This is a genomic window from Bacteroidales bacterium (genome assembly GCA_014860575.1).
Classification (GTDB): domain Bacteria; phylum Bacteroidota; class Bacteroidia; order Bacteroidales; family JAAYJT01; genus JAAYJT01.
In genome coordinates this window covers 27,729-50,516 of sequence record JACZJK010000021.1, presented here as the reverse complement: position 1 = coordinate 50,516, position 22,788 = coordinate 27,729, and the positions used below count along the sequence as shown (strand labels likewise).

The 22,788-nt window shown below is 43.0% G+C and carries 16 protein-coding genes; 8 read left to right on the top strand and 8 right to left on the bottom strand.

Annotated elements, in window-relative coordinates; all coding sequences use genetic code 11:
* Positions 1-5: 5 nt before the first annotated feature.
* Positions 6-938, top strand: a complete 933-nt coding sequence (locus IH597_05925) for an NAD(P)-dependent oxidoreductase (protein MBE0661988.1) — start codon at positions 6-8, stop codon at positions 936-938.
* On the opposite strand, the gene IH597_05920 is transcribed toward IH597_05925, so the two are convergent.
* From IH597_05920 to IH597_05905, 4 genes are all read right to left on the bottom strand, one after another.
* Positions 915-1,709 carry a class I SAM-dependent methyltransferase gene (locus IH597_05920; protein ID MBE0661987.1) on the bottom strand — a complete coding sequence of 265 codons (795 nt, stop codon included), beginning with the start codon at positions 1,707-1,709 and terminating at the stop codon, positions 915-917. The genes IH597_05925 and IH597_05920 overlap by 24 nt on opposite strands.
* Positions 1,684-3,153 carry an O-antigen ligase family protein gene (locus IH597_05915; protein ID MBE0661986.1) on the bottom strand — a complete coding sequence of 490 codons (1,470 nt, stop codon included), beginning with the start codon at positions 3,151-3,153 and terminating at the stop codon, positions 1,684-1,686. The genes IH597_05920 and IH597_05915 overlap by 26 nt, the downstream gene beginning before the upstream one ends.
* Positions 3,143-4,012 (bottom strand): hypothetical protein, encoded by an 870-nt coding sequence (locus tag IH597_05910; protein MBE0661985.1) that lies wholly within the window; start codon positions 4,010-4,012, stop codon positions 3,143-3,145. Before IH597_05910 ends, IH597_05915 begins: the two co-directional genes overlap by 11 nt.
* Positions 4,013-4,103: 91 nt before the next feature.
* Positions 4,104-7,370 carry a glycosyl hydrolase gene (locus tag IH597_05905; GenBank protein MBE0661984.1) on the bottom strand — a complete coding sequence of 1,089 codons (3,267 nt, stop codon included), beginning with the start codon at positions 7,368-7,370 and terminating at the stop codon, positions 4,104-4,106.
* An 88-nt stretch (positions 7,371-7,458) separates the two neighbouring features.
* On the opposite strand from IH597_05905, the gene IH597_05900 reads away from it, so the two are divergent.
* The 4 genes from IH597_05900 (at position 7,459) to IH597_05885 (ending at position 14,099) form a co-directional block, all read left to right on the top strand.
* Positions 7,459-9,318 carry a M23 family metallopeptidase gene (locus IH597_05900; GenBank protein ID MBE0661983.1) on the top strand — a complete coding sequence of 620 codons (1,860 nt, stop codon included), beginning with the start codon at positions 7,459-7,461 and terminating at the stop codon, positions 9,316-9,318.
* A gap of 431 nt (positions 9,319-9,749) precedes the next feature.
* Complete coding sequence (gene guaA / locus IH597_05895; protein ID MBE0661982.1) at positions 9,750-11,279, top strand: glutamine-hydrolyzing GMP synthase; 1,530 nt, start codon at positions 9,750-9,752, stop codon at positions 11,277-11,279.
* Positions 11,280-11,425: 146 nt separating this feature from the next.
* Complete coding sequence (locus IH597_05890; GenBank protein ID MBE0661981.1) at positions 11,426-11,896, top strand: OsmC family protein; 471 nt, start codon at positions 11,426-11,428, stop codon at positions 11,894-11,896.
* 97 nt (positions 11,897-11,993) lie between these two features.
* On the top strand, positions 11,994-14,099 hold the full coding sequence (locus IH597_05885; GenBank protein ID MBE0661980.1) for a LysM peptidoglycan-binding domain-containing protein: 2,106 nt from the start codon (positions 11,994-11,996) through the stop codon (positions 14,097-14,099).
* A gap of 517 nt (positions 14,100-14,616) precedes the next feature.
* Here the strand turns inward: IH597_05885 and IH597_05880 are convergent.
* The 4 genes from IH597_05880 to IH597_05865 form a co-directional block, all read right to left on the bottom strand.
* Positions 14,617-15,963 carry a tetratricopeptide repeat protein gene (locus IH597_05880; protein ID MBE0661979.1) on the bottom strand — a complete coding sequence of 449 codons (1,347 nt, stop codon included), beginning with the start codon at positions 15,961-15,963 and terminating at the stop codon, positions 14,617-14,619.
* A gap of 7 nt (positions 15,964-15,970) precedes the next feature.
* Positions 15,971-16,924, bottom strand: coding sequence for a helix-hairpin-helix domain-containing protein (locus IH597_05875; protein ID MBE0661978.1), 954 nt, complete (start codon positions 16,922-16,924; stop codon positions 15,971-15,973).
* 88 nt (positions 16,925-17,012) lie between these two features.
* Positions 17,013-18,680 carry an alanine:cation symporter family protein gene (locus IH597_05870; GenBank protein ID MBE0661977.1) on the bottom strand — a complete coding sequence of 556 codons (1,668 nt, stop codon included), beginning with the start codon at positions 18,678-18,680 and terminating at the stop codon, positions 17,013-17,015.
* A 136-nt stretch (positions 18,681-18,816) separates the two neighbouring features.
* On the bottom strand, positions 18,817-20,085 hold the full coding sequence (locus IH597_05865) for a DUF2851 family protein (protein ID MBE0661976.1): 1,269 nt from the start codon (positions 20,083-20,085) through the stop codon (positions 18,817-18,819).
* Between the two features lie 177 nt (positions 20,086-20,262).
* Between IH597_05865 and IH597_05860 the strand changes: the two genes are divergently transcribed.
* The 3 genes from IH597_05860 (at position 20,263) to rny (ending at position 22,742) form a co-directional block, all read left to right on the top strand.
* Positions 20,263-20,550 (top strand): hypothetical protein, encoded by a 288-nt coding sequence (locus IH597_05860; GenBank protein ID MBE0661975.1) that lies wholly within the window; start codon positions 20,263-20,265, stop codon positions 20,548-20,550.
* 22 nt (positions 20,551-20,572) lie between these two features.
* Complete coding sequence (locus tag IH597_05855) at positions 20,573-20,860, top strand: cell division protein ZapA (GenBank protein ID MBE0661974.1); 288 nt, start codon at positions 20,573-20,575, stop codon at positions 20,858-20,860.
* Between the two features lie 337 nt (positions 20,861-21,197).
* Positions 21,198-22,742, top strand: coding sequence for a ribonuclease Y (gene rny / locus IH597_05850; GenBank protein ID MBE0661973.1), 1,545 nt, complete (start codon positions 21,198-21,200; stop codon positions 22,740-22,742).
* Positions 22,743-22,788 lie beyond the last annotated feature (46 nt).

Here is a 22,788-nt window from a genome sequence, read left to right as displayed (position 1 = left end):
GTGCAATGACTTCAAAAAGAAACGTATGGATTTTTGGTGGCACGGGATTCATAGGGCAGGCATTGCTTGCCCACCTTCGCTCCGATCCAACCAACAGGCTTCATTTGCTGGTTCATAAAAGAGTGCCTTACCGCATGCTGGAAGACCTGAATATTTTCTCCGGTAGTATTTCAGATTTTGACCCGCAATGGTTTAACAAATATCCGCCTGATGTGATTTTCCACCTTGCAAGGCCTGCAGGTTCATTCTATATCATCAGGACATTGGCAGCAAGAAAAGCAGCCAAAGCCAACGAAAGGCTGATCAATATTATTGATAACCTTCCACATAAACCCGTGGTGATTTATGTTTCCGGTTCGCTGATGTACGGGCCACAGGAACCTGATAATCTTGCTTTTGAAAACACGGCAATTAATCCAACTTCCTATGCAAAGCATTATATTGTTGGAGAAATGCCCTGGATCAATACACAAAAGGAAGGCAGTCTGGATATTCGTTTTGCACGCCCTGCCTGGATTCTCGGCCCTGCTTCGTGGTTCAGGGAGTTTTACTGGAACTATTACAAACAAACCGGAAAAATCCCTTGCTTCGGCGAGGGAACGCAACTGATGTCGCTTGTGCAGCTTGAGGATTGTTCCAGGATGATAAACCAGCTTAGTCTGACAGGCAGTAAAAGCCAGAACCTGAATATTTTTAGTGGTGATCCGATAACACAATCAGGCTTCAGCAATGCCATAGCAAGAAAACTAAATACCAGCATCCATCAAATTTCAAAAGTAGAATTACAACGAAGGTTCGGACCGACGGTAGCTTCGGCACTGCTTTCTTCTATTCCGCTCGCCACTTTATATCCTGATCATCACAAGCAGTCAGGAATCCTTTATCCAGATGCTGATGCCATGATTGACAAAGCACTAAACCTTCTGAAAGACAAATAAGGTGTATTCACCAAATTTCCAGAAAGGTGTGTGATTGAGCCATGAATCAAATTTCCACAGCATTGGGCTGAAACGCCTTAACTTTTGGTTCAGGCCATGATAGAACCATGCCGGATGTTTGATGCAGTATCCGCGCTTCCTCAGCAATTTCATTTCACTGAAAGCGGCTGTGATCTGACCCGGTGTATAACAACGACTTGGAAGCTTTTTAACCGGGGAATAGCCTCCCCAGAATTTCCTCAAACGGGCAAAAGCATTTGAAAATCGCAGTTTCATCATCTCAAGTATCATCCCCGCGAGATAATATTTGTTTACAAACGTGAGCACCATAATTCCGCCCGGAAGCAGCAAGCGCTGAAGTATCAGGGATGCTTTTCTGAGATCCTCAACGGTATTCAGGGCGCCGAAAAAAACATAGATCATATCAAATTGCTGGCCTGGGAAAAGCGACTCAATATCTTCGACGCTTCCTTTTTCCGGTATCACATTTAGCAAGCCTTTGGCTTTGACCCGGTCTTGCGCCAGCTTGCACATTTCGGCGGATATGTCAATTCCGAAAACCCTGGCATCGGGATGGGTCACAGCAAAATGAAGCATATCAAGCCCGGTTCCGTAGCCTATCTCAAGGATGGTGGTAAAAGGATGTCTTTTTACTTCCTCACGAAAAGACTGACGCATTTTCTGAAGCACAAGATTTTCCCAATAACGCTTGTCGAAATCACCTGCATCGAAGTCGTAATATGATTCAACCGCTGTATAATACTCTTTCATCCTTATTGTTTTCGTAAGTAGCCATGAGCCATGCAGCCATACCCCAGAATAAAAACGCAAATTTATCGGAGTTCAGGAAATTATTGAATAACGCATGAAAGAGATAAGTAGAAAGCGCTGCAAAAGCCACAACAATCAATCCGCGATGCGGATGAAAGCGCGCTTTCACAAAGGTGATCCAGAACAATCGAAAAAGAACTAAAATCAAAGCCAGGAAACCGAATATCCCCATTTCACTTAATGCAAGTATGTATTCCGAATGCGCTGTCCCACCGGAGTTCTCAGGAATATTCCAGTGATTTTTAACTGTAAGCCGGTTCATTAATTCCTTTTTCTGATAAGGAATATAAACAAACTGGTAAGTGCCTGGACCAAAACCTGTGAGCGGTTTTTCGGCAAACATTTTCACTCCGGAATACCAGCGGTTCATGCGCTCAATATTTGAAACATCGGTTGTAATGTTCCCGGCCGATTTCAGTTTGCCTGTCCATTCAGTATAGTGCGAACGTGAAACGTAAGGGTTGCGATAAATCGTATCCACAATCTGGTGACGGAAAATGAACATGAACGTTGCTGTTACAAGCGATAAAACAATCAGATGACTGATCCTTGCTCTAAGGGATAGAAGCAACACAACAGACAGAAAGAATCCCAGGCTGAGTATAGCAGCCCTGCTCCCACTCAGGATCACGGCAAAAACAAACAAGAAACCAGTTAAGAATGCCAGGATTTTAAATGATGTTTTTTTTTGCGTACCTGTATACATGAGCCAAAAGGAAGCAACGATGGTGGCTGTCGCTCCCATGATGGTGTGATCCTTATAAAAGGGAAGGAAAATTCCTTTCACAACTGTAATATTCCAATCAAAACCGGAATAGCGAAATAAGGCAAAAACCAGAACAATCAACAATCCGGTGCTGTAAACAACCATGAGTCTTGGAAATAAGCCAGGATGCTGACGGAACAAATAATTCAACAGAAAAAGAAATACCAGTAAATAGGTGATGTTAACAATGGCGAATTTCACTGATACCATTGGCATTACTGAAAAAGGTATTGTTATTAGAAAAATTCCCAGCAAAGGCAGACTCCATCTCAGTTCGCGGCTTATAAAGTCTTTCAAAAATCCGGGATAGCGCAAAACATCCATCATCACTGACAGTAAAGCTATTCCGATCAAAGGCTCGGTAGGAATAAAAACTATAAAATCGCCGGCAACTGCAGTTTCAAAAGAAAAAGGCAGAAAAAAAGCAATAGACGTCATGAGCGGAACTTGCAGTTTAAAGCGTGAAATCAGCCAGGCTGTGGTCAAAGCAAGCGATAATGCAAAAGGTAAAAAGAGAATGGGTTTATAAATGAAAGACAGCAATGCTGCACCGGTCATCAGTGGCAATAATAACAAAAGCCAAAAGCTTTCGAACCATATTGCGATCCTACCTGACATCCCGTTTGATTACCTCAACAACCAACGCAATCAAAACATAAGCAAACACAGCCAGGATCGTCCATAGCAGACGTTTTGGCCAAACCGGGTTTACTTCAGGCAAGGCTTTTGAAATGACATACGCGCTGGGAAGTGCAGTTTCAAAGCCCCGCTGAATAGTTTCGAGGTGGTTTTTTCGTCCGGCCAGTTCTTGCAGTTCAATGGAATAGAGCGTTCTTAATTTGAAGAGCTCGTTGTTGATGCGTTGCTTGTTCTGGGCTGTGAGCAAAGCGTTTTCAAGCGAGTCGAGTTTATTCTCGAGTTCAAAAACGCTTTTTTCTTTGTTCTCAAAGTGGGTTCGGGCATGAATAAATACTTCCTTGCGATTGGCATGAAGAATATCCCCTTTGATGATATCACCAAGCTCAACAAGGGCGTTGGCAATAGCTGCCGCCCGCTCTGGATCATGATCACGCGCCTTTATGGATACAGAATTGTAACGTGTTTTCTGAAATTCAACGCGCTTGCTAATCAATTCATAGAGTTTGCTTCTACCGCCAAGAGCATTTTTATCAATCCTGTCTTCCTCGTCAAAGTTGAAGCGGGCAAGCAGGCTGTCACGAATGCGTGCCGACTGTAGGATCTGAATATGCCCATCAATTTCAACATCATTGGCAAAACCAATTCCTTGTTGCTCAAGTTGCTTGCTAAGCACTGTTAGCGGCACATAAATGAGCGCTTCCGATTGATACAAAGGTTTGATGAACCGGGGCGATGTGATGATGTAAACCAATAATCCAGTAATTAAAGCGCCGATGAATAGTTTACCAAGAAACCGTTTTGCAAATAACCAGCCGAGGCCTTGCTGTGGAAAATTCATGATCGGGATATTTTGAGGTTATAACGATTCAGTTGCAAATAAGTTTGCAAATATTTCGCATGACAGCATTATTGGCAACGCGCCTCTCGCTCTACCTCAGTTCTGGCAATCTACCTGGCGTATAAGGAGCCTTCATTGCATCGAGGCGGGTTTCAACCGTTTTGATCTCGCCTTCGATGTTTCTGAGTTGTTCAAGTATTTCAGGCAATACTCCCCTAACAATTTCGTAGTTGCTGCGCATGGTCTGTGTAGGACTTCCTGTACTTGACCAGGTGGCAGCCAGGATTGCGCCCATGCGATGATTGATTGATACAGCTTCAGGTGGCACTTCTTCAGAGCTTGCCTTTGGCTTGGTCCCTTCAAACCGAAATTCTATATCTTTAAGCTGTTGGTTGATTGACCTTAGCTTCTCAGCCAAATCCTGCGGAACTTCAGGTATGTAGTGCAATGCCTGCCGGATGTTTTCATTTTTAGTGTTCAACTCTCCTGCGAACCGTTGCGCACCATCAGAAACCCGCCTTAGCTCGGCCACCAATTTATGGAAATCTACCAATTCCTTACGGTTCGTAGCTGGCAAGCTTGTATTCTCAAGAACCTTTGCTTCAAATTTTAAGGCATCGGATAAGGGTGTAATTTCACCGTTATGATCCATTTCAAGGCTTACAGTGTAGGTTCCGGGCAAAATCATCATGCCATCAGCGTTATTTTTGTCGGGCTTGAATTCGGCTTTTGCATTGGCCTGGGCTGAGATGTTATCATAGCGCAATCGCCAGTTCACGCGATTAATTCCCTTTTTCGGCGTTTCGTATAACCTGCGAACCACAGCACCCTCAGCATCACGGATCGTAAAGATAAGATAAGGCGCTATCTCATTTTCTTCGGCAACGAGTATTTCCCTTGTTGGTTGCGGAATAGGCTCACTCTTTTCAAAAAGATCTTTTTCCTTTTTCAAGCGCTGCTGTTTAAGCGTTTCGGGAACCTCTTTGAGAAAGTACGTGAAAGTGGCGCCAAAAGGAGGATTCGGTGCAAGATAATACGTTGAGCCTGTTCCGTAACGGCCGCCCTCTTCGATATACATCAAGGCATCCTTCATCGGGAAAAGCAAGGCTTGTTCGCTCTTCAGCTTTTCTGCATTAACGAGGCGCAAAGGACTGTAATCATCCAGAATATAAAATCCACGGCCAAAAGTCGCGATCACAAGGTCATGCTCCCGCTCTTGTATGGCAATCTGTGGTATCTGAATATCCGGCAAACCTGCATTGAACTTCACCCAGTATCTTCCACCATCAAAACTTACGTAAAAGCTGAACTCAGTTCCCACGAAAAGCAAATCGGGATTGACAAAATCCTGTGCAATGGAATGTACTGTTTCATTTGGTAAGTTAGCAGCTATGGAAATCCATGTTCGGCCTTTGTCGGTGCTTTTCAGCACATAAGGTTTGAAATCGTCATTTTTAAGGTTGTTAAAAGTTGCGAACACAATATTTTCATCAAATCTGGAAGGCAAAATATCCCTTACCCAGGTATAATCTGGAACGTCAGGGAAACTGCTTATTTTTCGCCATGTTTTGCCATCGTCCTCAGTCACCTGGATAAGTCCGTCATCGGTTCCCACATAAATCAATCCTTCTTTGAGCTTTGATTCGGCCAATGCCACTATGGTTCCCCATTGTGAAGTGGAAACGTCCTTTGAAACCGCATCGGAAGGCCAGTATTTCCCCATCACTTTGAACTGGTTGCGGTCTTCATCGCGGGTCAGATCATCGCTGATCACTTCCCAAGTATTGCCGCGGTCATCGCTCTTGAAAAGTTTGTTGGCACCCATGTAAAGTCTTGTTTTTGAATGCGGGCTGAGAATGAACGGTGAATCCCAGTTCCACCGGTAATGCAATTCGTCGGCTCGCGGTTCAGGCCTTATTTTGATCCTTTCGCCGGAGCTTTTGTCATAGCGGAATATATTGCCATACTGATAGGCGGAGTAAACAATATTCGGATTACCCGGCTCTATGGCTTGCCAGAATCCATCGCCTCCGAGGGTAGTGATCCACTCACCGCTGCTCACACCATCGCGGTTGATATTGCGCGATGGACCGCCCAGGCTGTTGTTGTCCTGTGTGCCGCCATAAACCCAGTAAAAGGGTTCAGTATCATCAACATTCACACGATAAAATTGCGTTACCGGCAGATTTGTTTTGTGTATGTAATGATCGCCCGCATCATAGGTTTCATATAATCCACCATCACCGCCAATCATCCAATGGTCGGTATTTTTGGGGTTGATCCACATACAATGGTCATCAACATGTCGTTTTGTAAGGCCGATATTGTTCCAGGTTTTGCCGCCATCGGTGGTAACTTTTGATACCACCTCCAATGAATACACTTTGTTTGCATCCACCGGGTCGCAGACAATCATATTGAAATACTGCCCGCTGCTATGATAGTCGCTCATTTTGTTCCAGGATGCACCACGGTCAGTGGATCGAAAAAACCCGCCCTTGCCTTCGCCAGCTTCGATAATCAGATAAACATAGTCAGGGTTCACAGGAGAAACTTCAATACAGCCGCCACCAACATGGCCGGAAGGCAAACCACTGCTGAGTTTTTGCCAGGTTTTGCCGCCATCGGTGGTTTTATGTATACCGGTTTCAGGCCCACCACCAATTTTGGTGAAAAAATGCCGGCGACGCTGTTCCGACATGGCATAGATCACATCCGGATCGCGCGGATCCATGGTGATGTGGTTGATGCCGGTGTTCTCGCTGATATCAAGAACCTTTTCCCAGGTCTTTCCACCATCAGTGGTTTTATAAAGCCCGCGTTCGCCACCCGGACCCCAAACGGATCCTTCGGCTGCTACATAAACTACATTGGAATTACTTGGGTCAATCAATATCTTCCCGATTTGGCGGGATTCTTTCAGCCCCATATTTTTCCAGCTTTTACCGCCGTCCTCCGATTTATAAACGCCATTGCCATAGCCTAGGGCACGCTGGTGTGTATTTTCACCGGTTCCCAACCAAACAACATGGGGATTGTTCGGGTCAATCATAATTGAGCCGACGGCATAAGTGCCATAATTCTCAAATATGGGTGAGAACGTTGTACCATTGTTTACGGTTTTCCAAACGTGGCCAGAAGCAGAACCCACATAATATTCGCTCGGGTTGCAAGGATTGATAGCAAGGTCAGAAATACGGCCTGAGGTGAACGCCGGTCCGATGCTACGCCATTTTAAACCTTTGAATAACTCTGATTTGATCGTATCCAATTCGGGCTGCGTCTTTTTGCCTTTCTGCGCTCCTGCTTGCGGCAAAGCAATTATAACTGAAATCAACAGGACTGACAGGCGGCTCATAAATGAATAATTATTCTTCTGCATGGTATTATTTTGTGGTGAATGTATTGACGAACAAAAATAGAGGATTATCAAATACATAAATCATGTGAACATCCAGATTTTTCAACAAAATGTACAAAATGGTATTAATAAGGTTTTCCGAACCGAAAACCCGGGAAATATTATTACCCTACTTTTGCCGTTTGAATATTTACGATTCCATTTTAACACGATCCCTGGCAATATGCTGCTTGCTGTTTCATTTTTACTGATTTTTTCGTTTTCTGTTTCCCCGCTTTGGAGCCAGGAAGATTATCCTCAGGGTTATTTTCGCTTTCCAATAGATTTTACGCCTTCTTTATCCGGCACTTTTGCTGAAATTCGATCCAATCATTTTCATTCAGGCCTTGATTACAGAACCGGCGGAGTGGAAGGGAAGCCCTTATATGCCGCTGCTGATGGCTTTGTTTCCAGAATACGGATTTCTCCGGGTGGTTTTGGAAAAGCCATTTATCTTGAGCATCCTAACGGTTTCAGCACGGTTTATGCACATGTAAGAAACTTCGCTCCCGGCATCACACAATACATTCGCAGTGAACAATACAAGCAGGAATCCTTTGATGTTGATCTTTATCCCGAACCAAAAAGCATACAGGTTAAAAAAGGGGAAGTGATTGCCTGGAGTGGCAACAGCGGGAGTTCAGGCGGGCCTCACCTGCATTTTGAAATCAGGCATACGCATAATCAGCAACCTATAAATCCAAAACTTTTCGGGCTAAATATCCTTGATAATATTCATCCTGTTATACAGGCATTGAAGATTTATCCTACCGGTGAATATTCCACCATAAATGGAAAGGAAGAAGCACTCACATTCGAGCTTAAAGGAGCCAATGGCAATTACTGGCTCAATCAGGACCAGCCTATCCGCATTGCCGGCGAGGTAGCCTTCGGCATACAGGCATACGATGTGCATAACCACAGCAACCTGAAGAATGGAATTTCAATTATAGACATTTCCATTGATGATAAACTGGTTTTCGCCTATCGTGTTAACGAATTTGCTTTTTCTGAAACCCGCTATGTGAACGCGGTTATTGATTATGAGGAATTAATGCGCAGTAAGCGCAGGTTCATCCAAACCAGGTTGCTGCCAAATAATCCTCTAAGGATTTATCCCATCAACAATAACGGAGGCACTTTTTTATTTGCTGAGCAGAAAAACCATGTTGTAAAAATTGAGGTGAAGGATGCTGCTGGAAATACTGCAAAGTTGCAATTCAGGGTTGCCGGAACGCAACCTTCGGCGGCGCCATTGTTGGCAACTAACACTGACAATAAAACATTTTTCCGGTACGATCGGATCAACCGCTTTCAAAACAATGATTTTGTACTGGAAATGCCCGCCAATGCGCTGTATGAAGATGTTTGGTTTGAATTTGATGAAGAAGCAATGGTCAAAGGAACACTTGCCAAACAATTTCATGTTCATAATAAATATACGCCTGTGCATAGCAATTTCACTATCGCTATGAAACCTGTTATGTTTGATCAAAAACTTAAAAACAAGGTAGTAATTGTAAGAAAGGACGATAACGGAAAATGGAGTGCGGCCGGAGGATCTTTCAAAGACGGTTTTGTAACCGCTTCGGTTCGCAGTTTCGGAGTGTATAGCCTAATGGCTGACACACTTGCCCCGCAAATAAAGCCTTTAAATGTCGTAATCAATAAAAACATTTCGCAACAGCAGGATATCCGGATTAAAATCAGCGATGATCTTTCAGGAATTAAATCCTACCGTGGCACCATGAACGGCAAATGGATTCTCATGGACTACGACGCCAAAAATGATCTGCTCGTGTATGAAATGGACGACAGAACCCAGAAAGGCAGCAATAAATTCAAACTTGTTGTTGAAGACCAGGTCGGAAACCAGGCGGTTTACGAAGCTACGCTCGTGAGGTAAGTTTGGCGTTTGGGCGTTTCGGGTTCGAAGTTCAAAGTTTCATGTTCGCTGTTCGACGTTCGACGTTTAAGATTCCAGATTCAAAATTCAATATTCAAAATGCCGGTCACTGAGTTTGTCGAAGTAGCGTTTGGGGTCGAAGTGACGGGTTCAAGATTCAAAATACAACATTTAATTTTGAGTTTGCTACGAAAGGTCATAATCTGCTTTTTAGTCCCAGATCTTCCACAGCGCAGAACCGATAAAAATCAGCAGTTTGTGGAAGTCCCCTTTAGGGAACTTAGCGAAGCGATCTCACGAACGAAGTGAGTAATTTAGGGGCATATTGACTTTTCGGAGGAGGCTCAACATTCATAATTCATAACTCCTACCCTACCATCATCAAACAAATTTATCAACAAACAAATTCCCGAACTTCCTATCTTTGCGAAATGGAACAAGCTATACTTATCATTGACTTTGGGTCGCAATATACCCAACTGATAGCCCGCAGGATACGTGAACTCAATGTTTACTGCGAAATACACCCCTGCACACATATCCCGGAATTGCATGAAGGTTTTAAAGGTGTGATCCTTTCAGGAAGCCCGGCATCCACGCATGATCCAAATGCACCATTTCCTGATTTAAGCCCATTGGGTGATAAAATTCCTGTATTGGGTGTTTGTTACGGGGCGCAATACCTTGCAAATTTAAGGGGAACCAAGATTCTGCCAGCAAAAATAAGGGAGTATGGTCGTGCGAACCTTTCGTTTATACACGAAGAAAATGCTTTGATGAAAGGCATGAATACCGGATGCCAGGTGTGGATGTCGCATGGTGATACAATCAAGTCAAACCCCGAAGTTTTTGAAATCATTACCAGCACCAAAGATGTGGAAGTGGCAGGATTCCAAATCCTGAACAACCAGGTTTATGGCATTCAGTTTCACCCCGAAGTGTATCACACCACCGAAGGAATGACCCTGTTGAAAAATTTCGTTTATGACATTTGTGGCTGTGAACCCACCTGGACGCCGGCTTCTTTTATTGATATGACCATCAAAGAAATCAGGCAAACTGTTGGTTCTGACAATGTTGTTCTTGGACTTTCGGGTGGCGTTGATTCTTCTGTGGCTGCGGTGCTGATGCATCAGGCAATTGGCAAGCAGTTGCATTGCATTTTTGTTGACAACGGACTGCTGCGTAAAAACGAATTCGAAACTGTATTGCATACCTACCAGGACATGGGCCTCAACATCCGGGGCATTGACGCGGGCCCAAGATTTCTTGATGCCTTGCAGGACGTTACTGATCCGGAACTGAAACGCAAAGCCATCGGAAAAACCTTTATCGAGGTTTTCGACGATGCCGCCCATGCCATCCCTAATGCAACATGGCTCGCACAAGGCACCATTTACCCCGATGTCATTGAATCCATTTCGGTGAATGGGCCATCGGCAACTATCAAATCGCATCATAATGTTGGCGGCCTTCCCGACTATATGAAACTTAAAATCATTGAGCCTTTAAAATCGCTCTTTAAAGATGAAGTGCGCAAGGTAGGCAGGGAATTAGGCATCAGTCCTTTGCTTGTGAACCGACATCCTTTTCCCGGGCCGGGTTTAGGAATCAGAATCCTGGGCAGTATCAGCGCTGAAAAGATAAGGATCGCACAGGAAGCTGATTTTATTTTTATTGAAGCCTTGAAAGAATACGACTGGTACGATAAAGTTTGGCAAGCCGGCGTTATGTTGTTGCCTGTGCGCTCGGTGGGCGTTATGGGTGACGAACGCACCTACGATTTTGTGGTGGCATTGCGTGCCGTTGGTTCAACCGATGGCATGACCGCCGACTGGATTCACCTGCCTTATGAATTTCTTGCCGAGGTTTCGAACCGCATCATCAACAAAGTGAAAGGTGTGAACCGCGTGGTTTACGATATCAGCTCAAAACCTCCGGCAACGATTGAATGGGAGTAGTTTTAGAGACGGAGAGTTGGGGAGATGGAGCGATGGAGTCCCGATGGCTATCGGGATGGAGTGATGGAGTAATGGGTCTGGATTGTTTTAGCCAGTTCACAGAAACGGGTTCAGACAGAAAGAATGAAAATAATAGATGAATAATTATGCATGGACAACATCGCTACAATGCAACAATAAAGTGGACGGGGAACCTAGGCACAGGAACGGATAATTTCAGGAATTACGAAAGAAGTCATCGAATAAGCATAGAAAACAAGCCCGATATCCTTGGATCGTCTGACCCGGCATTTCGTGGCGATAAGTCAAGACATAATCCAGAAGATTTATTAGTAGCCTCATTGTCCTCTTGCCACATGCTTTGGTTCTTGCATTTGTGTTCAGAAAAAGGCGTAATTGTTTTGGATTACACCGACAATGCAACAGGAATTATGGTTGAAACTTCTAACGGCGGGGGGCAATTCACCGAAGTAACACTTAATCCCATAGTAGTTGTGAAAGAGAATTCCATGATTGATAAAGCAAATGAATTACATAAAAAAGCAAATAAGCTGTGCTTTAATGCGAACTCTGTCAATTTTCCTGTAAGGCACAACCCGACGACAAAGACAAAATGAAATTGATTTTTGTAAAGATAGGATTTGAACCTTGAAGGATTGCTCAACAGAATGTTTTACAAAAAACAGCGTTGATAATAATTAAAGATATAATAAAGTGAAAAGATTTCTTATCGTGTTTCTTCTGTTTTATGCTTCAGCAGTAGTATGTGCTCAGCAACCAGGTGCGGTACAACGCTCAGAAGTCATTGAAATGATGGATGGCAAGGAATATTATATTCACCTGGTGCGCCAGGGTCAAACCATGGAAAGCATCGCCGCTGCCTATCAGCTAAGTGTTGCTGATATAAACCGGGAAAATCCGAGACTTAAAGGAATTATTACCACCGGCGATGTGATGAAGATACCCAAAGACATGGGCGCAATCGGTTCTGCTGAAAACTCACCAAAGGCAGAAGCTACTTCTGATCAGAAACCGCAGACCATTCCGGTTCCGTCAAAAACTCCAGCCACTCCAAAAGCAAACTCTCACACCGTTACTGCTCAGGAAACCTTTTTCGGCATTGCCAGGCAATACAGCATTACTGTTCCTGAGTTAAGGGCTGCCAATCCCGGCATCACTGAGCTGCAGCCCGGGCAGGTTCTCGTAATACCAGAAAAAGGTTCAGAGGTTATTGTTCAATCTAAACCGGAAGAAAAACAAGCTGAACAGCCAAAACCAGGTTCGATCCCTGAAACCTATACCGTGCAGGCCGGAGAAACACTCTTCTCCATTTCGCGCAGGTTTAACATGACAGTGGAAGAAATCAACAACCTGAACCCCGGACTAACAGACGGTTTGAAAGCTGGACAAACCATCCGGTTAAAAAATTTTCACGGCACTCAGGAACCGCAATACAAGACTATTCAGGACACCACTGTAACCTACACCTATCACCGGGTGCGACGGGGCGAAACCCTGTTCAGGATCGGAAAACGATATGGAGTGAGCGCGGATGAATTGATAAAACATAATCCTCACGCTGCTGAAGGCCTTCAACCGAAACAGGTATTGCAAATTCCGGTGTATAATATCACGACCAAAAAGGTTTTACAAGAAATCAAACCTCCAGTTGAAGAAGAGGTTCCGGAAATCCCTGGACCTGGCATACCGGAAGATTGCCACCCTCTCGTTGAGCATGGAAAAACCTACAATATTGCCCTTATGCTTCCATTTTTCCTGGATGCTAAGGTAGAATTTCCGACATCCGATTCTCTCACAGGTGAAGAGCAAAGTCTAAATAAATCGTATGAGTTCATGCAATTCTATTATGGCGCTATGCTTGCCATTGACAGCCTTGGTAAACTTGGTCTCAATGCAACAGTGCATGTATATGATGTTGATAACACACCTGAAAGTGTGGACAAGGTACTTGCAAGATCAGAATTGAGCAACATGGATCTTATTATAGGGCCACTGTTTTCAGGTAATTTCGACAAGATGGCACGTTTTGCCGCCAGCAACAAAATCAATATCGTTAATCCGCTTTCTACACGAACCGAATTCCTGCTGAACAATCCATACAGCATTAAAGCCCAGTCATCCTCAAAAGATCAGGTGCATGTGCTGGCATCATTTATCAAGAACAACTTTGCAGGAAAAAATATCATTGTGGTCAGGCAGTTTTCCTTCAGCGAAAACGAAACCTCAGAAATCTTCCGCAAGGAATTCGGAGAAGCAGGATTAAACGAAGTCATTTATATCCGCGACAGCCTGGATGGGGTAAGAAGAAGCCTCAGTAAAACTCGCGAAAACATCATTGTCGGGCTTTCAACAGATAAAGTCTTCATCATGGACTTTATCAGGAAACTCAATGACATCAGGGCTGATTATGATATCACCTGTTTCGGGATGCAAGAGTGGGAAGAGTTTGAGATTGATACCGAACACATTGTCAACCTGCGCCTGCACCTTCCCTCTCATAGTTATATTGATTATAATGCCGAACCAGTAAAAAACTATATACGCTTATTCAGAAATACATATAATACTGAGCCATTGCCAAACCGCTTTGCATTTGAAGCTTTTGATATTACCTGGTATTTTGTGAGCGCCATGATGAAATATGGGGCGGCTTTTGAAGAATGCCTTCCCTCCTACCGTTACCGGGGCATGCAGATTCCTTTCTCGTTCGAACCATTGGGCCGAAATGGATTTGAAAACAAAGGGCTTTCCATCTACAGGATTCAGGATTTCAGACAGATAGAGGTATATCCGAAGTAAATCTTGTTCTACAATACTGTATCTGCTAGGCAAAATTTGCTATAAACAGTATTGAAGCAAAATATTACCCTAATAGAACATGGATTCAAATACTTTGGTCCAACTTCATTTGTGAATCCACTATGTGGAATTAGAATACAAGATCACATGCATATGCTACAATAGTGTATCCGCTACGCGGAATTCGCTTTGTGGAATTCGTATTATTTTTGCAGGAAATCGCTTTAGGCTAAATAGCATTGTAGCAAAATGACAACCAAGAAAATTAATTATTTGTAGAAGTTACACATCTTATTCAACAATACATATCCTCTAAGCTTAATTAGCTGTGCGGAAATCGTATCGTTGTAAGGCTTGATCGCTGTAGGCGATATATTATTGTAGCAAAATGTTACCCAAATAAAACAAAAACCTCGTAGAGGTTTCACAAATAAAGACATAGAATCATTTACCCGGTAAGCAATAGGTTCAAATAAAAACCTGTATTAACGTTTCAGAAATGCGACTGTAATCTTTGTCAATGCTTTCTCATTATCCTAAAGAGCAAAAACAGGTTCAATAAGATACTCAGCACCAAAACCAGATCAAAAAAACCAAAACAGCCTGGCGTTCGGAAAAACCGTGAAACCTTGCCCGGCTCTTTTCTTTCATACCCATAACCTTCAAGCTCTTCAGGAGGAATGATCATATCATCCCTGAAGGTGATGTATTTCACCATATAGTCATAAGCCTGATCATAATTATTTGCGGCAATGTACGCTTTTACAAGGTACATGAAGTTTTCCTTTAGCAAATGCCTGGCATTTATGTCGTAGGCAATTTCATTACTTTGCTGGTAATAACTGATTGCATTTAAGGGTTCATTCTTATGAAGCAAATTTCCGGCAATTTGCGCAAGTTGGATCGCAATACCCAACTGGTTGCCCAGGTCCTGGTCAATTTTTAAGGCCTGTGTAAAATGTGCATTTGATTCATCAATGCGCCCAAGCATTCGTAGTGTCGAACCAAGGTTTGAAAGACAGAGTGAAATACCGGCTTTATCATCCAGCTCAACCTTTAGCAGCAACGAGTTCGTATAAAGATCAATGGCATTCTGATATTCTTCCAGCTCATAATGGATCATTCCCATATTATTCAGGATCATTGATCTTGAAGCATCATCCTCAAGGTCTATTGAAGTTTGAAGCGCCTGTTCAAAAATATCCAACGCCTCATCGTAAAGACCCTGAGTTTCATAAATAGCAGCAAGGTTGTTCTGGCATAAAAGAATATTCGAGACATCGCCACGCTCTTCGTGAATTGCCAAAGCTTTGCGAATACTGGCAAGTGCCTCCGCGAACATTCCCTGGTAGAAATATACCTGCATCAGGTTGAGCCAGGTTTTAGCCTCACCTATGCTATCACCTAAGATTATGAACATGTGCTGCGCCCGCGAAAGAAAATCATGAGCTTTTTTATATTGTCCCGTTTTAATAAATACAAACGCCATATTGTTCAAAACGTTGGAAACACCCAAACTATCAGCAATTGAACTATAAATTTGCAAAGCTTTTGAGAAGGAATCTTCAGCTTCAGGATAAGAACCTTTAAAGAAGTAAATGATCCCAATATTTCTGTGCGCAAGGGCTTCCATACTGCCACACGCATGTTTTTGCGCTAAAACAAGCGCCTGTTCAGCTTTTTCAAGGGCAAGCTGCCGGTCGGAATTCCTGATGTTCTCAGATTCCAGATTTAGTTGCTTTGCAGTTTCACAGTAATCATGAGCAATAAGTATATCCTGCGCAATTGATGCTCTGCAACACGACAGCAAAATGAAAGCCATCAGGATGAATGAATAATAATATTTATGGCCCGGTTTATCCATTTCAACTTCAATTAAATTTGAAATACGGGACAACTTTCTGGTACAAAGCATCATGCATCAAGGGAATGGCATACAGTTCAGCATCTGATTGATAAACACCTTTTTTCACCCGCTGGTCAACGATTGATTTTGCAAGGTAAAAATCAATATACGGGTGGGCGGTCAGGTCTTTGACTTCAGCCGTATTCACATCAATCGTACGTAATGATGATTGATCAAAAATGAAGCTATTCACAATCATTTCGTACCTGGCGCTGTCGAGGCCATACACCTCAAGCAACTGGCCCGGGCTATGAAACCCTCCCAATAACTCCCGATACTTTAGTATACGCCTTGCGAACACCGGGCCTATGCCCCTGACTTTTATCAGCTCAACAGAATCAGCAGTGTTTATGTTAACAATGATATTCGATTTAGCAGGAGGCGCCAGTGAATCATAGGGTTTGTAAGCACTTTTCTTATACTCTTTTTTTTCAGAATATTTTTCACTTTCCGCTATAACAATAAAGGGTTCTAAAATTGAATACTCTTCATCGCTGATTGAGTACATGCGTTTAAAATCCTCTGGCTTTCTGAAGCTCCCACCACTTCCGGTAAAGTTTTGAATATTCCTGATTTGCCGCATATTCAATCCCAGTTTCAACCATGATTCTTCGGTCATCTGATTGGGATCAAACGGAAAAGGATTGAGCTTGATCTCTGCAATTTCCCTATCGGGACGGTTAAATGCAGGAACAGCAGCCTTTGCTTCGGCCATTTCTTTTTCCCTAACTGCGCGTTCTGCTTTTTCAAGCGCCAGCACCATTCGGTCAAATTCTGTAAAATCCGGCTCAGGGTTCGTAAAATAAAACGGGGAAAATATCCTGAAAAGCAACAATAAGGAAAGAATAACCAGCAAGACATAAATGCCCCTCAGGTCCTTGCGGGAAAATGAAAAGAAATCTTTCAGTGCTTGCCACATTCTTAACGCTATGATGGGATTAATGCGTCGTAAAAATATGAAATTAACTTTAAGCCATCAATACTAGCCAGGTTGCCAGGTCAAAAAATTATCGGTACTTTTTAATCTCACCCGATTTAATGCGACTAAGATAAGACTTGACATCACGCCTTACTTCCGGTGCCATGATAAGAAGACCGAGAATATTTGGAAAAGCCATTGATAGGATCATCATATCAGAAAAATCAACAACAGCGCTTAAACCCGAGGATGAGCCAACGATGATGCATGCCAGGAACAGCACCCTGTAAACGGTATCAGATACTTTACGGCTGCCAAATAATTTCTCTGAGTATCTCCCAAAAAGAAAGTCGAAACCCTTGATGCCATAATACGACCATGAAATCATTGTTGAAATTGCAAAAAGGAAAACAGCCAGCATAAGTACATAAGGGAACCATGAGAACACAGTGCTAAATGCTTCGGAAGTTAGCGCCGAACCTTCAAGGCCAAGTGGGTTGTTATGCATCTCGGTGAAGATGATTACCAACGCAGTCATGGTGCAAATAACCACAGTATCAATAAACGGCTCAAGGAGAGCTACAAAACCCTCTGAGACAGGTTCTTCGGTTTTAACAGCCGAATGAGCAATCGGCGCGGAACCGACCCCGGCTTCATTCGAAAATGCTGCACGTTGAAAACCAACAATCAGCACGCCTATAATCCCACCTTTTATAGCTTCAGGATTAAATGCTCCTTCCCAGATCAAATAGAAAGCCGAAGGTGCATCCTTATAATTGATAAGTATAATTACAAGCGCTGTAGCAACATAAAGAATGGCCATGAAAGGCACAATCTTGCTTGTAACACTGGCTATACTTTTAATCCCGCCAATTATTACAGCGCCAACAAGTATGGCAAGTATGACCCCATACCAGAATCCATACCCTGAAATAGAAGGGATTACATAAGTGAACTGCGAAAATGATTGGTTGGCCTGAAACATATTTCCGCCACCAAATGAACCGCCGATTACGAGGATTGAAAAAATGACTGCCAAAACCTTTCCCAGAGTTCCGAGGTTTCGCTTTTTAAGTCCCTTGCTCAGGTAGTACATTGGCCCGCCAGATACTGAGCCGTCAGGATTAATGTTACGATATTTCACCCCTAAAGTACATTCAACAAACTTGGAAGTCATACCCAGCAAGCCGGCAACGATCATCCAAAAGGTTGCCCCTGGCCCACCGATAATAATGGCAATGGCAACGCCGGCAATGTTACCTAATCCAACGGTAGCTGACAGCGCTGTTGCCAGCGCCTGAAAATGGCTGACTTCACCTGAATCGTCAGGATTATCGTATTTGCCCCTGACTACCTGGATTGAATGAATGAAACCGGTAATATTAACAAACTTGAGATATACTGTGAAGAAAACAGCGCCAAGTATAAGCCAGACTACCACAAGGGCTATGGGCTTTCGCACAGGATCGCCATTTTCATCAAGAATTGGCACGCCTGCTTCATCATAAACAACCGGGTCGTAAAGCCCCAGGGCTGCAAATGGATCGTAAAAAAGCACACTGCCAATTCCTTCTACAATGGGTTCGAAGAATGAATTTACACGCTCACTAAGTGTAAGATCCTCAGTGTTAATATCGGTTGCAGCAGGTTGATCCCTCTGCTCAGTGGTATCTGATGACTGAATAGTGGTTTGTGATTGTAAAATTGCAGGAAAACTTAGAACCAGGCAGATGAGCAAAGGCAAAATACGTTTCATAAGCAACGGGTTAGTGAGAAGTTGAGAAATGAACAGTTTTTCAAGAAACAAAAATCAACAAAATGATGGGAACCTGAAAGCAAATTGTGGATTATTTGAGATTTTTCTCAACCACAAGCAAAAATTGTTCTTTTCTTTATCTAAGCAACTCATTACCAATCCGGCAATACAAACACTTTTTGTGATCGCAATATGACATTTTCAGGTTCAGCAATGCCTGTGATGCAAATGCATCTTTGACCGGAATGCCTAAAGATTTCCATTTATTTATGGTAGCATTTTGTTCAGCAGGCAATGCTTCCAGAAAGTCAAATGCCCTGTTCTTGAATTCATCTGACTGATGGAGTCTTCCATAACAAAACAACATGGGAACCACAGCATTGATCAATAAAAGATCTATTCCCTGTTCGCCGAGTAACTTGGGAGCCTGATCATTGGACGGCTTATCGAATCGATAATGCGTATCCCAGTATTCCGAAGCTTTTAATTTGAACAATGATCTAAGCTGATCTATTTCTTTGGTTTCGAGCACACGCGAAAAAAGTGAGTCAGTGCTTTGCATAAGCGCAGAAAACTGGGCCAGCCTGATTGTTGGAAAAGCTACCGGGCGAAGCCGGAGAAACTTCCAAACCGATACATCCATTGGTTGCAAAGAATATTTATTCTTCAAGAATTCATATTCCTTTTTAAGCAATGCAGGATATCCATCAATGTTATCGTGAGCCAAAAATCCGGCCTGGCCAAAAATTAAAGCATCAATTTGTACCGGCTGATCGTAATGTCGGGCCAATATCTTATAAGGTAGCGATGCTGCCAGCATTTCAAATGGGAGGGTATTGATCTTCAATCCGAATGAACGGGCCAGCAAACGGTAAAATGTTTCTTCCCAGTCATTTCCGTTTGCCTTTAGTATCATTTCAATTGCGGCAGTTTTGGCAGCCAATCTTTCCACTAATTGGGTCTCGATCCATGAACCGATGACAATTTCAGGGCATGATTTGATAATCCGGGCACATGGGATCCAAAGCTTTGAGCTCATCAAATCTTTGTAAGTCTCGTAAATTGCAAGGGGAATGATCTTATCACATTCCAGGCAGGGAATTACCTGTCCGTTTGTGCGTTTAGCCGGCTTATCGTTGTTCAGAACCAAATGAAGGATAACATTGTCATAACTGCTGTCCTTATCATGGTTGTGATCGTACCACGATGAAGCTTGAATATGGGCTTCCACATTTCCAGCCCAAAGTGTATCACTAATACGTAACCGGGCATCAACAAAATCAGGGCCGGCATCCGTGTTTTGAACCCCTGGTTTGATCACTTCAATGGGTTCGTTAAGCGTGGTAGTTAGCGGAGAGATGAACAAACGATATTTCCAAAGGAAATGCAGGAATTCTTCCTTCATCTGATTTTTTTTGTGAAAATAAATAAATTTTACCGGATGTGCGCAATATATGCCTATATTTGGGAAACTATTTTGCAGCTTGTGCCCATGTAGCATTAAATGGTGAAGCAATTGTAGCAAAGCGAAATATTTGCTATTTTTGCGCAACATTTAGCCTGCAAAACGAGTTGAAGAGAAATGGAAGATGTGAGTGTTTTAATCTCGGGTATTGACTTTAAGCTCAGGAAGCTGGCAAAGGAACACAAGCTGATTCGGCAGGAATACGCAACGTTGATTGAAAAGACAGAATTACAGGAACAAATTATAAACCATCAAAAACAACTTATAAACGAACTACAGGAAAAAATCAAGACTGTAAGCATAGCAAAAACGCTGGCATCGCGTTCTGAAATATCTGATGCCAAAAGAAAAATTGGAGACATGGTGCGGGAAATTGATAAGTGTATTGATCTTTTAAATAAATAGATTCAGTTAAGGAACAACAATAATGGATAAACTGGCCATCACAGTGGTAATAGCAGGGAGGCCATACAGGTTGACCATAAATAAAAAGGATGAAGAATTGGTACGAAGCGCAGCAACACTGATAGAATCAAAGATGAAGGATTATGCTAATAATTATGCATTTAAGGATCAGCAGGATTTGTTGGCTATGGTATCGTTGCAGTTTGCTACCTCAACACGAAACTTTGAAGAAGACTCTGATTTCAGGGATCATCAGCTTAAGAACAGACTTATAGAGATTGACAATCTGATTACTGAAGCATTGAATTAAAAAAGAGATTGATATACAGCGTTCTTTGAAAAACATTTAAGACAGGCCCGCATTAATTCATACTGTTTGGAAACTCAACATTATTTACTTTAGAGCATAGCTCTATAGTTTCAAGAACAGGCCTCAATCCCACCCCGGTGGGATTCTCAGATTCTGAGACAGTGGACGTTCGACAGACTTGGCAGCTCTATCCATTTCGTTTGGGGTTTCCTAAACGATGAATTAATTGCGGGCTTTTTCTTTTTTCCTGTTCGCTTGTAAAAAGCACAGGTTTAAAGAATTGCAACTCCAGCTTTTCCACACCAATTTATTCACCCTTTACTAACATTTTACTCATATGGAAACAGTATTGTTAATAGCGCTTGGGGTTGTTGCCGGACTTGGCCTGGGCTTGCTTATTGCAAGCACAGTGGGCAAGAAAGCCATCAACAGGAAGAGCAGGCATCTTTTAAAAGAAGCCGAAGAAAAAGCAGAGATTTTAAAAAGAGATAAAATCCTGCAGGCCAAAGAAAAGTTTTTACAACTTAAAGCAGAACACGACAAAGAAGTACAAGAAAGGAACCTGGAATTACAAAGAGCAGAAAACCGATACAAACAAAAAGAAACGGCTCTCTCACAAAAGATGGAAGAAACTCAGCGTAAACAAAAAGAAGTAGCAACCATCAAAGCCAATCTTTCGTCGCAACTTGAAATTATCAACAAGAAACAAACAGACCTCGAAAAAGAGCATAGCAGACAAACTGAACTACTTGAGTCCCTCTCAGGCATGTCGGCAGCAGAAGCAAAAGAACAACTTATTGAATCACTGAAAGAAGAAGCCAAATCAGAAGCCATGATCCAAATCAAGGAGATCATGGATGAAGCCAAGCTTTCTGCAAATTCTGAAGCCAAAAAAATCATTATCGAAACCATTCAACGCACAGCTGCAGAACACACCATTGAAAACACTGTGTCGGTTTTTAACATTGAAAGTGACGAAATCAAAGGCCGCATAATTGGTCGCGAAGGACGTAATATCCGTGCACTTGAAGCCCTTACCGGCGTTGAGATTATCATTGACGATTCTCCGGATGCCATTCTTCTTTCTGCTTTTGATCCGGTTCGCAGGGAAATTGCAAGACTTTCGCTACATAAACTTGTAACCGATGGCCGGATTCATCCAGCCAGAATTGAGGAGGTGGTTGCCAAGACAAAAAAGCAAATCGAACAGGAAATCATCGAAATAGGCAAACGCACTACCATTGATCTTGGCATCCATAATATGCACCATGAGCTTATCAGGCTTATCGGAAAGATGAAATACCGTTCATCGTATGGTCAGAACCTATTGGAGCATAGCAAAGAAGTAGCTTTGCTATCGGCAACAATGGCTGCTGAACTTGGTCTGAGCCCCAAAAAAGCCAAACGTGCCGGGTTGCTGCATGACATCGGAAAAGTTCCGGATAACGAGTCCGATCTTCCACATGCTGTCCTCGGGATGAAACTTGCCGAAAAGTTCAAGGAAAAGGAAGACATCTGCAATGCTATTGGCGCCCACCACGACGAAGTGGAAATGGAAACCCTTATTGCTCCAATCGTGCAGGTGTGTGATGCTATTTCAGGAGCGAGACCAGGTGCCAGACGGGAAGTGGTGGAAGCCTATATCCAGCGGTTAAAGAACCTCGAAGACCTTGCCCTCTCCTACCCTGGAGTTGTTAAAACGTATGCGATTCAGGCAGGCCGTGAACTACGCGTAATCGTTGGAGCCGAAAAGGTGAATGATACCGAAGCTGCGCAGCTCTCGTATGATCTTTCACGAAAGATACAGGACGAAATGAGTTATCCCGGCCAGATCAAGATTACCGTGATCAGGGAAACCAGGGCAATCAATTACGCGAAGTAGTCTCTTAAATATGGTAAGATGAGAAACTGAGAAACTGAGAAACTGG

Coding starts and splice junctions, on each gene's coding strand:
- IH597_05925 (MBE0661988.1), top strand. CDS start 6: ATGACTTCAAAAAGAAACGTATGGATTTTTGGTGGCACGGGATTCATA.
- IH597_05920 (MBE0661987.1), bottom strand. CDS start 1,709: ATGAAAGAGTATTATACAGCGGTTGAATCATATTACGACTTCGATGCA.
- IH597_05915 (MBE0661986.1), bottom strand. CDS start 3,153: ATGTCAGGTAGGATCGCAATATGGTTCGAAAGCTTTTGGCTTTTGTTA.
- IH597_05910 (MBE0661985.1), bottom strand. CDS start 4,012: ATGAATTTTCCACAGCAAGGCCTCGGCTGGTTATTTGCAAAACGGTTT.
- IH597_05905 (MBE0661984.1), bottom strand. CDS start 7,370: ATGAGCCGCCTGTCAGTCCTGTTGATTTCAGTTATAATTGCTTTGCCG.
- guaA (MBE0661982.1), top strand. CDS start 9,750: ATGGAACAAGCTATACTTATCATTGACTTTGGGTCGCAATATACCCAA.
- IH597_05890 (MBE0661981.1), top strand. CDS start 11,426: ATGCATGGACAACATCGCTACAATGCAACAATAAAGTGGACGGGGAAC.
- IH597_05880 (MBE0661979.1), bottom strand. CDS start 15,963: ATGGATAAACCGGGCCATAAATATTATTATTCATTCATCCTGATGGCT.
- IH597_05875 (MBE0661978.1), bottom strand. CDS start 16,924: ATGTGGCAAGCACTGAAAGATTTCTTTTCATTTTCCCGCAAGGACCTG.
- IH597_05870 (MBE0661977.1), bottom strand. CDS start 18,680: ATGAAACGTATTTTGCCTTTGCTCATCTGCCTGGTTCTAAGTTTTCCT.
- IH597_05865 (MBE0661976.1), bottom strand. CDS start 20,085: ATGAAGGAAGAATTCCTGCATTTCCTTTGGAAATATCGTTTGTTCATC.
- IH597_05860 (MBE0661975.1), top strand. CDS start 20,263: ATGGAAGATGTGAGTGTTTTAATCTCGGGTATTGACTTTAAGCTCAGG.
- IH597_05855 (MBE0661974.1), top strand. CDS start 20,573: ATGGATAAACTGGCCATCACAGTGGTAATAGCAGGGAGGCCATACAGG.
- rny (MBE0661973.1), top strand. CDS start 21,198: ATGGAAACAGTATTGTTAATAGCGCTTGGGGTTGTTGCCGGACTTGGC.